At 49.8% G+C, this 14371-nt stretch carries 10 protein-coding genes; 4 read left to right on the top strand and 6 right to left on the bottom strand.

The features are described 5' to 3' along the window. Nucleotides 1-53 precede the first annotated feature (53 nt). The 3 genes from ACN0YR_RS14355 to ACN0YR_RS14345 all read right to left on the bottom strand — a co-directional run bounded on the left by ACN0YR_RS14355 (nucleotide 54) and on the right by ACN0YR_RS14345 (nucleotide 4105). Nucleotides 54-581, bottom strand: a complete 528-nt coding sequence (locus ACN0YR_RS14355) for a hypothetical protein (protein ID WP_417849929.1) — start codon at nucleotides 579-581, stop codon at nucleotides 54-56. Between the two features lie 138 nt (nucleotides 582-719). Then, on the bottom strand, nucleotides 720-2231 hold the full coding sequence (locus ACN0YR_RS14350; protein WP_417849928.1) for a transglutaminase-like domain-containing protein: 1512 nt from the start codon (nucleotides 2229-2231) through the stop codon (nucleotides 720-722). Between the two features lie 464 nt (nucleotides 2232-2695). Next, nucleotides 2696-4105, bottom strand: coding sequence for a sulfatase (locus ACN0YR_RS14345; protein WP_417849927.1), 1410 nt, complete (start codon nucleotides 4103-4105; stop codon nucleotides 2696-2698). 464 nt (nucleotides 4106-4569) lie between these two features. Here ACN0YR_RS14345 and ACN0YR_RS14340 point away from each other — a divergent pair, with 464 nt between their 5' ends. After that, complete coding sequence (locus tag ACN0YR_RS14340; protein ID WP_417849926.1) at nucleotides 4570-5223, top strand: hypothetical protein; 654 nt, start codon at nucleotides 4570-4572, stop codon at nucleotides 5221-5223. 867 nt (nucleotides 5224-6090) lie between these two features. On the opposite strand, the gene ACN0YR_RS14335 is transcribed toward ACN0YR_RS14340, so the two are convergent. Next, entirely contained in the window at nucleotides 6091-7821 is a 1731-nt protein-coding gene (locus ACN0YR_RS14335) for an OprO/OprP family phosphate-selective porin (RefSeq protein WP_417849925.1), read from the bottom strand. A gap of 375 nt (nucleotides 7822-8196) precedes the next feature. Then, nucleotides 8197-9624, bottom strand: a complete 1428-nt coding sequence (locus tag ACN0YR_RS14330; RefSeq protein WP_417849924.1) for an AI-2E family transporter — start codon at nucleotides 9622-9624, stop codon at nucleotides 8197-8199. Between the two features lie 231 nt (nucleotides 9625-9855). On the opposite strand from ACN0YR_RS14330, the gene ACN0YR_RS14325 reads away from it, so the two are divergent. The 3 genes from ACN0YR_RS14325 to ACN0YR_RS14315 all read left to right on the top strand — a co-directional run bounded on the left by ACN0YR_RS14325 (nucleotide 9856) and on the right by ACN0YR_RS14315 (nucleotide 12872). Beyond that, nucleotides 9856-10605: a metallophosphoesterase gene (locus ACN0YR_RS14325; RefSeq protein ID WP_417849923.1), complete on the top strand. Its 750-nt coding sequence runs from the start codon at nucleotides 9856-9858 to the stop codon at nucleotides 10603-10605. A gap of 289 nt (nucleotides 10606-10894) precedes the next feature. Then, nucleotides 10895-11863, top strand: a complete 969-nt coding sequence (fmt, locus tag ACN0YR_RS14320; protein WP_417849922.1) for a methionyl-tRNA formyltransferase — start codon at nucleotides 10895-10897, stop codon at nucleotides 11861-11863. Nucleotides 11864-11972: 109 nt separating this feature from the next. Continuing rightward, a complete protein-coding gene (locus ACN0YR_RS14315; RefSeq protein WP_417849921.1) occupies nucleotides 11973-12872 on the top strand; it encodes a DUF58 domain-containing protein in 900 nt (299 codons plus the stop codon). A 39-nt stretch (nucleotides 12873-12911) separates the two neighbouring features. Here the strand turns inward: ACN0YR_RS14315 and ACN0YR_RS14310 are convergent, their stop codons facing one another. Further along, nucleotides 12912-14333: a DUF1501 domain-containing protein gene (locus tag ACN0YR_RS14310; RefSeq protein ID WP_417849920.1), complete on the bottom strand. Its 1422-nt coding sequence runs from the start codon at nucleotides 14331-14333 to the stop codon at nucleotides 12912-12914. Nucleotides 14334-14371 lie beyond the last annotated feature (38 nt).

The raw sequence follows: 14371 nt of genomic DNA, 5'->3' as shown, positions 1-14371 counted from the left end.
ACCGATTGAAGCACTGAGTGCGACTGGCCCTTTGGCCGTGAGGAGGGATGGACTCAATGCATTTCTTCGCGTAGATCACCATCGGACTCGTCCTCGTTCAGGATGTCGGCGAGTTGCAAAATTTGTCGTTGTCGCGAAAGGATTTCGGTATTCGAACCTTCAGCTAAAAACTGCCTGGCATTCAACCATTGGACGCTGGAGTTATTGTCGAGATTCTTCTGCGCAGCACTTCCATAAAGCTCGACAAGATAAAACTCAACAACATCGACTCGTAGTTCCTGCTTATCTGAACAACCATGTGCAATCTCGATCGGAATCTCCAGATGCAATCGCGGAGCACTTGAAACGATATAATCCTTGCCTCGTTCAAGGTTCAGCTGCCAGGCAATTTCTCGATCAATGGATTCACGGAACGATTCATCTTCAAGCCGCTGAGCTTCAATGAGACGGTGATGATCGACAGTTTCGTCATATAAAACTAACCACTTCGATTGATCTTCAAACCAGCGACGAATGAGCGCGATGGCCGTCTGATTAATTGCGACTGGGCGTTGCTGCTCCTGCTCATCTTCCATGTTCATTGATATTTCTTTATCTCGATCTGTCGATCTGTCGATCTGAATGAATTTTGAATTCGCTGCTCGAATCATTGTATCGAATTCGCTCCACGGTTTAACCGTGCCACAGAAAAGATTCAGCCAGAGCTCTCGACTTAATTCTTACTTCTCGGTGCTGACAACTTCGATTTTCGTCCGTCCCAACAGATGAATCATTGGCAAAAATCGAGCTGCAGGAGCGGCTTCATCGTCGGAGAGGCTCGACGTCGTGATCGTGAGATGCCCACATCCTGTCCCTCCATGCCCGAGCGTGGCGTCCAGCGGAACCCATTGTCCGTTCAGCCAGGCCTCTGTCCACATGTGTCCTACGAACGCTTTGTGAGGTGCGGAATAGACGAAGCCAATTGCGACTCGCGAAGGGATCTCTTTGATCCGCAACAAAGCTGCCAACAAAACCGCATGTTCGGTGCAGTCCCCTGCCCTGCTCTGTGCGACTTCCGCAGCCGTTGCCATCGCTGTCGAAAAGTTTTTGTCGGAAACATAATTTTTGACAAATTTCTCGAGAGCCACCGACGTTTCAGTCGCAGACTCCCCCTCTTTCACTTTGCTTGCGAGTGAGACAAGAATTGGAGCTTCACATTCAAGGTATTGACTCGCCTGCATAAATGAATCAGCAGCGGAACTTGATTCTCCTTCGAGCCGAGGATAATTCTTTAACGTTTTCTTGTTGACCGTGAGCTCAATCGTTTCGTCATCGATCACCCGAATTTTCTGATTAGCCGACTCCTCAAAGATCTCCGCTGGATTCGCACCATCAACTTCGATGCGGTAAGTGACACTCTTCGCCTGCTGGACGTTTTCCATTCCAGAAACGCGAACCATGGTATCAGTCGCGAGATCAAATTCGTGCTCGCCAATCGGTGCGAGTGCTTCGTCTTCGGTGGCTGTACGCATCTCCATCTTCAACAACGGCATCGACACTTTGACAAGTGACCAGTCTTGATCGCATGTAACGATCGATTCAATTGGCGGGGCGCCAGCGAATTTCTCCTGCAGGGTGACCTCTCGGTGGAAGGCTCCTTCTTTCGGAAGTGGAACATCTTTGCTGTACTCAACCGTGATCTTCGCCTTGTTCCCGATTTGTGGTTCGAAGACCTCAAACGTTTGAGGCTCGCCTCGCTTGAGCTTACCCTCTTGAATGATGCGTTCAGGCCAACTGAGCGAGAAGACATCCTCCATCCCCGAGATCGTTTTTGTGGTCGATCGGCCGGCGACTTTACTGGTGAGTTTGATCTCGGCCCCTTGCAAAAAACCAGATGTGACAGTCTTGCTGTTCGGAGGATTTTCCATCGTCGAGCTGAAACGGAGGAGCTTGCCATCCTCTGTCTCCTCGACATGCGACTGTTGCCGAATACTGAGCGTTTGACCAAAGCGATTGAACGTCATTGAGAGCAAAGTGTCGGTGACGAAGACTGTTTCACCCTCTACTTTTTTTTCAGACGAGGTGGAGTGCGAGTAACCAACTCGCTGGCCTTGGCTCCAGATTGTCTGCCAGGACTCTTCAAGATCAGACTTTGCAGGCTCTTGCGCCTGAAGCTCCTGTCCCGAAAGAAGAGCAAAAGAAAGTAGCACGAGGACAAAGAGAGCTGAACAACGGAATTGAAGGGAAGGCATAATGTGTCGACTCACTGGTCAGCTTGAAGGGTTAAAAGCGAGGCCAATTCTATCAGGAATCATTTGGCTGAAGTAGTCCAGACTTTTTCCGTACGAGCACCCGCTCCACCGGAACCTGTACCCAATCTGCACATTTCGAAACATGAATCTCAAAAACCAACATCCTCCGCGGCCGAAAAACGAGTGACTCAATTCCGGCAATACTCTTTGACCATTTTTCATTGTCACAGAATACGTGTTCGCGATCAGAAACGCTGGAAAAGTTTTTTGGAATCGCAATCAGACTTCATCAAAGCAGATTTGCGGGAAGGTACAATCTCAGAATCGACTCTCGGCACTGTGGCGAAGAAACCGTTGCTCTCTTCTTTGAAGTGAATGCATATCGCCACCTTGATCGAGAGCCACCCGATCCGAGCGAATTAAGTCCCTCAAAGATGAGTCGGAAACCTTCCGCAGAGAGAGACCTATCTTTGCGAGAGGGTTCCGGGGCGATACTTACGCAGCCACGGGTCACCCTGCTTCTCCAGTTTCGAAACAAGCTCTTTCACCATCGCAGCTTTGCGACTGGCATGTTCTGGTTGATCGGCAAGATTTTTGGTTTCCCACGGGTCCGCCTGAAGGTCGTACAGCTCCAGTTGTGGTCGATTCAAAAACTGTTCGACGGTTCTCGGGCCAATGTGAGTCGCTGCGTTCTTTCGAATCCCGTCCCAGAGTCTCCGCTCGTAAGTGTCAATAGGAAGTGGGTACTCTGCTTGCCAGGTAAGATTCCAGATTAACTTGTATCGCGGATGGCGAAGCGTTCGCATCGGATAGTTGGCGAAGACATCATGACCGACATGACTCAGCAGCGCCGATCGCCATTCCGGAGGATCTTGCTGATTGAGTACCGGAAGAAAACTTCGGCCATGGACTTCACTCGTATCGAAATCCGTTCCGGTCCAATCGAGAATCGTCGGAGTAATATCCGTGAAGGCAACAAGCGCCTCATTGACATGCCCTACTTTTGCATTCGGTGTCCGGACAATGAAAGGGACACGGACTCCAGGTTCGTAATGAGTTCCCATCGCCCCCGGTTCAGACGTTCCATGATCCGAAATAAAGATGACCAGTGTCTCGTCCGCAGTTCCAGATTTCTCCAAAGCCTGCAGCGCCAAGCCAACGCCAAAATCCATCCGGCTGATCTGTTGATAGTACCCGGCAATACTTTCGCGAACCTCCGCGGTGTCCGGAAGAAATCCGGGAACGTTAATGTCATCGGGATCATACTTCAGCGTTTGATATCCCGGGTAATCTCGGACCGCTCCCCAACCGATCCCATCTCGTGAAGTTGGATGCGGATCGGAATAAGAGAGAACAAGAAAGAACGGTTCACTCTCGCTGCTACTACTCTTAATGTTCAAAAACTCTTCGGCCTGCTTCGCCATCCAGACGACATCTCGTGAACTCCCTCTCGGCTTAAAGTCGATCGGATATTTTTCCATCGGCTTGATGTGATCCTTGCCGATCAAACCGGTTCGGTATCCCTTCTTCTTCAGCCTCTCGAAGACGGTCGTCACAGTCGGACGAATTTGCTGATTGTGCTCCGCATGTGGATGTGCGTATTGACCGTTGGAGTGAGTCAAGAGCCCGGAGTAAATCACCGCCCGGCTCGGGCCGCAAGAGGCCGTTGTCGCGAAGGCTTGTCGAAACCGGACTCCCTCCGACGCCAGCCGATCCAGATTCGGCGTGGCGACAACTTCATTTCCATAACAACCCACATCGTGCCAGGTTTGATTATCCGAAATCAGAAGTAACACGTTTTTGGCTTCGGCTCTGGAAACAACCAACGAGACCAAAACAAGCCACAACGACGCCTGTCGCAATTGAAACAACATTATAAGATTCCTTTGCGCGATAGAGATCGGGAAATCATATCAAATCCTGTGTCAATTTCGCGATCACTTTTGTGATCGTAGCGATGACAGAGCAAATCAGAGTGACACCGAAGCACCGCCAAGTTAGGCAATTTAGGAGAAGCTGGAGGGTGTTTTCATCCTTAAAACAGTCTTTCGAGCTTTGGCACACCGGCTGCTTTATGAAGAGTTATCAAACGCAGCACAACACGACTACAACAGAAAAGTAAGAGGTGCTGAGTTGTCATCGCTAAGACAGCGATTCATTCAGAGACATTCAATTTGCACGGAACGAGACGACTCTCGGAAAACAAGATCGCACTGACCTCGTCGGTACGATCGGACTGCAAATCAAGCACTCTGAGCACACAAAGGATGGTGAACAGTTCTGGATTTCACAATTCGTGAAACAGACCAATAAAAAATTCCAAAAGGAATCGTTCACTATGAGTTACTCCACAAATATCTTGACATCCCTGATCATTTTCACCACAGCAACAGCAGCAAATGCACAGGACTTCCTTGGGATTTTCAATCCCTTTAAACCAAACTACAACGTGAGCCAGCCGAATTATGGGGTCACACCGAGCAACTACCAATACTCGCAGCCCAGCCAAAACATTCACCAAACTCGATACCAATACACTCAGCCATCCACGTCCACTCTGCCTTGCCGGACCAATTCGAATTCATTGTACGGCAGCCAGACTCAATACCCGATTAACTCAACGGTGGGACTTCCTGCAGCCTGTGCGAACGGTCAATGCAACCATCCGCTGCACCAGGCAAACGGCCAGTACACACAAGGTTACGTGAACGGACAATATTCGCCAAACATCACTCAGGTGAACTGTGTGAATGGCCAGTGCCGAACCGGAACAACAGGAGTTGGTCAGTACCAGAATGGCTACTTCCCCAACTCGCCACTTTCAGGAGATCGATACAGAACACCCACGAATTACGGAAACTCAACGATCCCGTTCAACAATTCACAGGTCCAGTACAACGCTCCTACCTCACCTGTCTACCAACCCGCAACCTTCCCTGCGTACGGGAACACCATCAATCAACCAAACAGTTCAAACCCTTACTACAACTAGAGCAGTTTGCTCTACCGTTTGCCCGTGAAGAACGCATTTCCCCGGTAAAAATGCTGTTCGCCACGAGGCAGAACCTGCAAACCAATTCGAAAGATGCTCTAGAGCAGCTTCACGGTTGATCTGCAGTAAAATCGCCGCCACGAGAGTGACTTAACTATCCATTGGCCTTTAAACGCTGGTCCCTTGGACCAGCGTGCCCCAAACAGTTCTCGTAATACAAAAGAAGCCCGACCTCTCATCTGGTCGGGCTTCTTTTCGTTGAACCAAAGCTTCGTCGCGACGCATTAACTCGATCAGCGAATTTGACAGCAACCCGATTCCACACCAGTCGTGTCTCTGGATTTACGACTTCCGGCAGAAAGGCATTGAACGTTCCATTCTATAACGCATTTCTCACATTCATATTCAACCTTCTTCAACTTCTTAACGACACGAACCTTTGCACGCAAACTGTTCAGCGGACGTCCGAAAACATCGACATCACTGCAAGGCTCGCATTTATTTTTTCGGAAGAAGTTAAACAGTGGACACTGCACTTCAGGAATGCAAACCGGTTCGCACTCGACTTCCCAGCAATGCTTCTTCACTTTCTCCGTTTTCACTTCCGGGCAGCATGTGTAGCTGCAAGGAGCACATTCGACATTGTCATAGCATCCCGCAGGTTTACATTTCACCGGAAACAAACCAGCTTGAGCAGATGTTGAGAGCGAGACGAACAAAGAAAAGAGCAGTATCGATTGAATGAGTTTCATATGGTCAACTCCCTTGGGGCATCTTTCGAATTGGCTTGCAGGTTCTGCCTCGCGGCGAGCAGTCTTTGAAGTCATGAAAGTGATATTCACGGGCACGACAAACAGTGAAAATGTTTTAGAAATCAACAGCGAAACGAGTTCCCAAGAGGAAATAGTGTCCCCCCGAATATCCACCGACCGGTTCGTGATCTTTGATTTTTCCGTAAGAGGCATCAAACTGAACTTTGGAATACGGAGTCCAGTGCCAGTTCAAAGCAGTTGTCCAGGCCGATCCGATTCCTCCAAGAATGTCGTGGTCGGTCAGATCGAGATAGTCGTATCGCACGGCGACATTCCACGCTCCCCAACCGGTGCTGTGCCCGCCGTAGCAGTTGTCGACCAGGAAGAAGTTCTCAAACGGTTTCACACGGCCGAGGGTTCCTGACGTTCTCGTATAAGGAATGTGTTCCCCGGTCAGGAAATAGGAAAGGTAAAAGTACGCTCCACCGAACTGTAGATCCTCACCTGTCTCACGTTGGAGCCAGGTATGCTGGTATTCACCAACAGCCTGAAACGGACCGACATTAAAGATCGATTCGAGTCCAATAATTTCGTAATTCTCTGCACCAGCAATACGATCGGTATTCAGCCAGCGTCTGTCGCTTCGTGTAGCGGCACGTGTGCGAAATCGGGCTTCATTGAAGTTCGTATCGGAGTCAATCCGGTCACCATCCGGACGTGCATACATTCCAGAAAGTCCCCAGTGAAAGTATCCACGTCCACCAGACGCTTCATCGTACCAGGGGCTCCCAGAGACCCGGGCATTCAAGCTCATCTGACTTGATTGACCGATCACCCTTCCGGTACGGGCAACGCTTTCTAGCATGTAGGCACCGTAACGCCAGTTCAAGCTTTCATCGTCAGTGTGACCATACATCGCAATCCCCGGACGGCGGGCATCTTCGTTGAAAGCTTCAACCACGAATGGTCGCTCCATGAAAACGTTAAAGCGGCTACTGTTCAGATGATCCAAGCCAAGTGGACGTTTCTGGTTACCAATCAGCAACTGCTGATTCAGCGGAAGTTCTTTAAAGCCAAAGTAGACATCTTTGATTTCCGCTAAGGACGGATTGTTAAAATCAACCTGAACTCTCCAAAGCATTGTTTCAAGGATATCACCTTTCATTTCGAGACGAATACGTCGGAACAATGCCCGATCTTCAGGTGGATCTCCATAATTCGGAAGGAGCATTTCCGGGTGTTCAAAATGATTGATTCCTTGCGAGGAGTTTACGAAGTCCCAGTAATCTGCGTGAATCCGCCCACCAATCTGAAACGTTGGCTTCTTGGCTGCGTCTGCTTTCTTTTTCTTCTGAGCAGAATCAAAACTGTTCCAAGCCTCGTCGAGTTCTTTCCAACCATTTTCCAGCGCTGAGAGCCTCTGATCGACATTATCTGAGGTGGTGATCGCTTCTTCAAAAGCAGCAAGTTCCTCTCGTCCGACCGCCGGAACAAACGCCTGTTCCACGTTCGGCTGCCGGACCGACTCAGTTTCCAGTCCGAACTCACTCTGCTCGCTTCTAAAGACCCCTTCAACTTCAAGAGGCAGCGTGCCTGCAGGGACGGGAATCTGGGATGGCTCCTTGGAGGTCTCCGGAAACGGGCGTGCGATCGTCTGTTTCTCTTTGACTTTCGAGAGTTCGACCGTCAGCGATTGTATCTGCTGTTCGGCAGCTTCAAGCCGTTGAATGAGAGCCTGAACCTGTGGATCAAGTTTCTGCGGTTCTTCGGCGGAACTGGAATTGCAGAAGGCCAGACCAGCCACAAGGATGAGAGCAACAATTGCCTTCTTCTCGACGAAACGCATAATCGATCTTTCGTACCTCAGAGGGATACCAGGACGAGACGGCAAAACAGACCCTGCCGAACTATCTGTAATGATCGAATCAATCGCTTCGATTGGCACAACCCGACCCGACGCATGCCGCCAGTCTTAACAATAGAGGTGGGGTGAGTCCGGTTATACCGATTAGGCAAGCATTGAAGCCTATCCCAAACTAAGCATTCTTCGCATTCTAACAAGCACCAAAATGCGGAACTCACCCGGAACCATCTAACGGGGCGATAGAGAGAGCCTCAGAGACTGCACTCACCTGCAAAGATCGCTTCCACGACGAACCTGCTCACTGACTGCAATTCCGAAATTCACGCAAATCTGAAAACGAGTTGGTTCGTATCTGTCTCAGGCCGTCGAGGGGGTGGTCTCTTCCTTACCTGGAAGCCTCCCTGCCATCAGTTCAGCGACAGGTCGGGTCAGCTCAAATTGAAGTAACGCCAGACGGATCGCGGCTGTGATCGGTGTCGCCAGAAACATCCCGACAATCCCCCACAACATCCCCCAAAACATCAAGGCCAGGAGAATCACAATGGGATGCAAATCCGATTGCTGTCCCATGATCTTCGGTTCGATCACATTCCCGCTCAGAAATTGAATCCCAAACGTCACGGTGATGGCCATCCCCATCCACAGCAGAGTCCCATTGGGAGCCAGCAGAATCAGCGGAAGCGGCAACAAGCTGGCGATAATTGGGCCAATGTTTGGAATGAAATTGAGCAGAAAGGCGAGCATGCCGAAAGCGACCGCCATCGGGATTCCAAAAAGCCAAAGGGCGAATCCAAAGGCAGCTCCGGTGAACAGCGAAATGATCGTTTTAAGAGAAAGATACGTTCGAATTTGTCGATCAAGGTCTCTCCAAACCGGAGAGGATGTTTGGCTCGCAGGAGCTCCAAGTAACAGGAAGAAAACATAAATCAACACAATCAAGCTTGTTGAGATCATCTCCAGGAAAACTTGAGAAAGTTGGAAAACGCCCGACTTCAAAGTGCGAGTGACAAAATCTTCGAAACCTTCGATGGGATTCCTTGACTTGATCGCATTGAATTCATTCGAAACTGCACGATCGAATGAATCACTGACAGTTCGATGCCCAGAGTTGATACCACCATCTGCCTCAGACAGAGTCACATCCAAATGGACTGGAATCTCAAGTTTGTCCGACGGTTTATCCGCCGACTCCTCGCTGGGTGATGACGCAACTTCTGAGGGCGACGTCTCCTTGATCGTAATTTCTTCCGATGGGGGCTCCTCAACTGGTAGCTCTTCTGTTGAGTCCGCTTTGACCGGAGATGATTTACCTGTCGCTGAATCGCCTTCACGCTCTCCGCCGCCCTCGACTTCAGCTTCACCTTCAGGGTTCTCAGGAGTTGGAGGTCGAGGACTCAACAGCCTCTTTCTCTGCGATGGTTCTTCTTTCGAATCGGAGGTTTCCCAGGGAATGTACTCATGCGTCTCCGCGATGAGCTCTTCTACGCGCCTTTGATACGCTCCGGCGTTCTTCGCCAAATCAACCACAGACGCCCACAAAGCTCCCATCAGAAGTGCGATAAGCAAACATCCGACGAGGAAAGCAATCGCCGCAGCCATGAGTCGCGTCGATGCAACTGAACGTTGCAATGCTTCGAGAATGGGTGAAACGCCGCTTACAATGAAGACCGCAACAACGAATGGCACCAGTACCGGACGCAGCCAATATGCGGCAAACGATGAAAGTACAGCGACAATAAATAGCAGGCATGTCGTTTGCAGACGTTGCTCGGAGACGTTGATCATTGTCGACTCTTTCGACAGAAACTGAGATTTGATGTAAACTGTTCGTCAGAGTAACTCAAACGGAGACCTCGATAAACAGATGTGCCAATTTTGAAAGCTGTGGATCAAGGCATATCAATGTAAGTCCTGAGAATCCAGCGAATTCACGCCACCAACAGAGTCGATCAGCGTAGAATAAGATGATTGTTGCAAAGTTTTTTTGTCGAAGGAATTTATAAGCGGAACACAAAGATGCCGAAAATTTGTTTTGTTGCTGATTTACATATGTTCGCACGCCGTTCGAGTGCGGAGCGTTACCAAGATCAAATCATCAAAACCGCACGCGAATCAGAACTTTGCATCCTGGGAGGAGATATCTTCGACTTCCGCTGGTCAAAGTATCTCACCGAGGATGAAACGGCACATGCAGCTGTGGAATGGTTGCGCGAATTCGATTATCAGACAAATCATTGCCAGGTCCATTTTCTGCTTGGGAACCATGACGATCATCCAGAACTGCTTGAACGACTTCCGTTTTTAGAGCAGGAGATGAAAACCTTTGAATGGAGTCGCTACTACTATCGCTTGGGAGACTCGTTATTCCTGCATGGAGATGTTGCTGACAAGACCATGTCCGCAGCTTGCCTGAAACTTCAGCGAGAACAGTTTGCGCATGGCTCAAGAACAGAGCTTCACAACCGGCTGTACGATGTCGCGATCAAGGCACAGTTGCACCGTTTAGCTCCCCCAGCAGTCTACCCCTGCAAGCGCGTTGCAAAGCGAATCTTAAAGTACATGGAGAACATTGGGCATGGACGCGAGACAGGCATTAAGCACGTCTACTTTGGACACACACATCGCCCGATGGACCATTACCTTTATCAAGGAATTCACTTCCATAACGGAGGCGCACCAATTGGAGATGCCCCGTTTCGAATTCTACAACGGACTGTTTCCTTGAATGACGGTGAAAATGGGCTCGAATCGAGAATTCGAGAGTAGACCAGTCGCAACCAGCAAGGATTGTTGTCCAGATAGTTTTTACATCCTGCCTCGTGGCGAGCAGTCGAGGAATTCATGACAGGAAGCGATGAAAGCGACCTTCACGGGCACAAGCAAGCACTGGAAATAACTTGGCGTTCAACCGCCCCCAATCACCAGATCCGACTGTTGCGGGGAAACCAGAGAGATCTCATTGTTCTGCACAGGTGATTGGAATAAACTACTCCTGACAAACATTTTACGCAACTCAGTCAGGCGCAAAGTGGCGCTGCCCAGCTAAGGATTTTTGATGTCGTTGAGAGTGGTAATGATGGGCACGGGAACGTTTGCACTTCCTGCCTTTCAAGCATTGATCGCTTCAGATCATGATGTCGTCGGACTCGTCACACAACCTGATCGAGTCGGTCGAGGGCATCACAATCATGTCAACGAAATGAAGGAAGCCGCGATTGCCGGTGGCGTTGAAGTCTTTCAACCGGCGAACGTCAATACAGAAGAATCGCTGCAACAGTTAGATAAATTTCAGGCAGATATTTTCGTTGTTGCAGCGTACGGTCAAATTTTATCCAGCGAACTTCTCGATCTCCCACGGCTTGGAGCGATCAATCTTCACGGTTCGTTGTTACCAAAATATCGCGGAGCCGCTCCGGTTCAGTTCGCAGTCTTAAATGGAGAGACTGAGTCTGGCGTCACCATCTTCCAGATCGAACCGAAACTGGATGCCGGCCCTATTCTGGGTGTCGTCAAAACCGACATTGGTCCCAAAGAAACCAGCGGAGAACTTCATGACCGCATGGCAGAACTCTCCGCCCCGCTGACATTAGAAGTTCTCGATGGCCTGGAATCCGGAAACATTGAGCACCTCAAACAAGAGCCAACTGAAGTCACCCGGGCTCCCAAGATTCGCAAGGAGCACGGGGCAATTGACTGGTCAAAGCGAAGCGAAGAACTAGGCTGGCACGTCCGTGGAATGCAGCCATGGCCGATGGCCTTCACATTTCTTCACCTCCCAGAAAAAAAATCGACTCGCATTTTGATTCTCGACATCGTAGAACTTTCAGAAGATGAAACGGCATCGATGCAAAACCTCCAACCGGGAGAAACTTTGCAAGTCGAGAAGAGAATTTTCGTCCGGACCGGAGATGGTGCTGTTGATATTCTCAAACTTCAACCTTCGGGAAAACGTCCCATGTCAGCAGCCGAATTCTTGAATGGAACGTCCGTTCAATCGGGAAAGTTCGGTCCTGAAAATTTGTAATCGAAAAATAGAATCGAAATTCACAGGAAATCGTCGTTCGTCCCAACCAACGCAGCAGTGAACACAACAGTGACCTCAGTCGCTTTCCTTTTGAAAGCCAATAGGCGTTATGTCCTCATCAGCCGAGAAGTACCTGAAACCCGATGTGATTCGGAATGTAGCCCGGCTCGATCTCCGTGCAAAATTCATCGTCGAAGGTTTTTTGTCCGGACTTCACGCATCCCCCTTCCAGGGATTCAGCGTCGAATTCAGCGAACACAAACGTTACGCACATGGAGATGATCCGAAGGACATTGACTGGCTCGTTTATGCGAAAACGGACCGTTACTACGTCAAGAAGTATCAGGCGGAAACCAATATCACTGGTTACCTTCTGATGGACCTTTCAGAGAGTATGGCCTACACCTATCGTCAGGAGTTGACCAAATTCGAATACTCAATCTGCTTGGCTGCGGCACTCGCTTACATGATGGTGCATCAGCAAGACCCGGTCGGACTGATTACCTTTGATCAAAAAATCCAGGCGAGTCTTCCCGCAAAAAGTAAACGTTCGCAGCTTGCCAACATCCTCGCGGTCCTCGCAAAAGCGAAACCGACCGGACCGACCGAGATCGCCAAAAACTTGCAGAAGTTCGCTGCAATGGTCAAAACCAAAAGTCTGGTGATGTTGTTCTCAGACTTGTTGACTGACTCCAAGCCGGTCATCGACGCCATTCGCATGTTGCGCTACGCTGGACACGATGTCATTATTTTTCATGTCCTCGATGAAGCGGAAGTCCACTTTCCGTTTACGGGGATGTGCGACTTACGTGATCCGGAATCCGACCAGAAGATGCTGGTCGATGCAGCTGGAATTCGAAAAGAATACCTTGACGCACTTCACGAAATGCGCGAGACCTACAAGAAGTCCTGTCGAACAGTGGGCGCCGACTTTGTCGAGTTGGACACCAGCATGAGATTTGACACAGCTCTCGTCGAATATCTCTCACAACGACAAGCACGTTTTTAAAAATGCGTTCTTCGCAGGTACACGGTAGAGCAAAATGCTCTAAGCAATCAGTTCCTTGATGACTTCTCCGCCGAACTGACTGAGTTGTTTAAAACGTCCACCGTGGAAGTATGTCAGCCTGTTATCGTCCAGCCCGAGAAGTTTCAAAAGAGTGATGTGTAAATCACGGATGTGATGAACATTTTCAACAGCTTCGGCTCCCGTTTCGTCTGTAGCTCCAATGGTGTGCCCTGCTTTCACGCCGCCGCCAGCCATCCAAATCGTCATCGCCTTGGGGTTATGATCTCGTCCATAAGCGGTTCCGCCACGTTGCCCGTTATCTGGTGAGCGTCCAAATTCTCCACACCAGACGACGAGCGTGCTTTCTAAAAGCCCTCGCTGTTTCAGGTCAGCCAGAAGCGCGGAGATCGGTTGGTCCACTCTCTCAATCAGGTTGCTGTGAGCCCGTGCAATGTAGTCGTGTGAGTCCCAGGAACCGGCGTAGAGTTGTACGAAGCGCACACCATTTTCAACCATCTTGCGGGCGAGTAAACACTTCTGCCCAAAAGCATCCGTCGGTTCCTTTCCGATGCCGTAAAGCTCTTGAGTTTTCTGGTCTTCATTGCGGAGGTCGACCAACTCTGGAACTTCTGCCTGCATTCGAAATGCGAGTTCGTATGACTCCATGCGTGCAGAAAGTTCATCATGTTGCGGATGTTGTTCTAAGTGCTGTTGATTCAATGTTTTCAACAGGTCCAGATTCTCACGCTGATGCTTGCGAGTCACATGCTTCATCGGCAACAGGTCAAGAATCGGTGCTCCTTTAGAACGAAGAGGAGTCCCCTGAAAATGTGCTGGAAGAAATCCGTTCCCCCAATTCGCTGCGCCTCCTTGAGGAAATGAGACTTCCGGCAAAACGAAGTAGCCGGGCAGGTTTTGATTCGTCGAACCGAGTCCATACGTGACCCAGGAGCCGATGGCTGGATCGCCACCAAAGCGATTTCCGGTATTGAGCTGATACATCGCTGTTGGATGATTCACGGAGTCAACCTGACAGCCGCGATAGAAACAGATGTCATCAACATTCTGTGCCAGGTGCTTCCAATTAGTAGAGATGTCTGCGCCACTCTCACCCGCTTTTTGAAATTCAAACGGACTTTGCACGTAGTACCGCTTCCCGGATTCCATCGCCGATTTCATCTCGCCGCTACGTTGAAATTCCTGCAGATGCAGGTCATGCAGCTTCGGCTTTGGATCAAACGTATCGATGTGCGATGGTCCACCTTCCATGGTCAGGAAGATGCAGCGTTTTGCCTTCGCTGGAAAGTGCCCTTTTTTCGACGTCAGCGGCCCCGTCGATGCTGTTGCCCCCTGCTCTTCAGCCAGCATTGATGAAAAAGCCAAACTCCCCAGAGACGCACCAAGACCGTACAAAACGCTGCGACGCGGAAGAGTATTTCGAGATGAGATGTCGTTATTCATTGGATTCAACAATTGTTATGAGCCTGAGTTATGTTTCG

It is taken from the genome of Thalassoglobus sp., assembly GCF_048270125.1.
GTDB lineage: Bacteria > Planctomycetota > Planctomycetia > Planctomycetales > Planctomycetaceae > Thalassoglobus.
This window is presented reverse-complemented; position numbering and strand designations above follow the sequence as displayed.

Excerpts from the sequence above, each read along its gene's own strand:
- ACN0YR_RS14315 (WP_417849921.1), top strand. The coding sequence starts at position 11,973 with ATGTCCTCATCAGCCGAGAAGTACCTGAAACCCGATGTGATTCGGAAT.
- ACN0YR_RS14350 (WP_417849928.1), bottom strand. The coding sequence starts at position 2,231 with ATGCCTTCCCTTCAATTCCGTTGTTCAGCTCTCTTTGTCCTCGTGCTA.
- ACN0YR_RS14330 (WP_417849924.1), bottom strand. The coding sequence starts at position 9,624 with ATGATCAACGTCTCCGAGCAACGTCTGCAAACGACATGCCTGCTATTT.
- fmt (WP_417849922.1), top strand. The coding sequence starts at position 10,895 with ATGTCGTTGAGAGTGGTAATGATGGGCACGGGAACGTTTGCACTTCCT.
- ACN0YR_RS14325 (WP_417849923.1), top strand. The coding sequence starts at position 9,856 with ATGCCGAAAATTTGTTTTGTTGCTGATTTACATATGTTCGCACGCCGT.
- ACN0YR_RS14340 (WP_417849926.1), top strand. The coding sequence starts at position 4,570 with ATGAGTTACTCCACAAATATCTTGACATCCCTGATCATTTTCACCACA.
- ACN0YR_RS14335 (WP_417849925.1), bottom strand. The coding sequence starts at position 7,821 with ATGCGTTTCGTCGAGAAGAAGGCAATTGTTGCTCTCATCCTTGTGGCT.
- ACN0YR_RS14355 (WP_417849929.1), bottom strand. The coding sequence starts at position 581 with ATGAACATGGAAGATGAGCAGGAGCAGCAACGCCCAGTCGCAATTAAT.
- ACN0YR_RS14310 (WP_417849920.1), bottom strand. The coding sequence starts at position 14,333 with ATGAATAACGACATCTCATCTCGAAATACTCTTCCGCGTCGCAGCGTT.
- ACN0YR_RS14345 (WP_417849927.1), bottom strand. The coding sequence starts at position 4,105 with ATGTTGTTTCAATTGCGACAGGCGTCGTTGTGGCTTGTTTTGGTCTCG.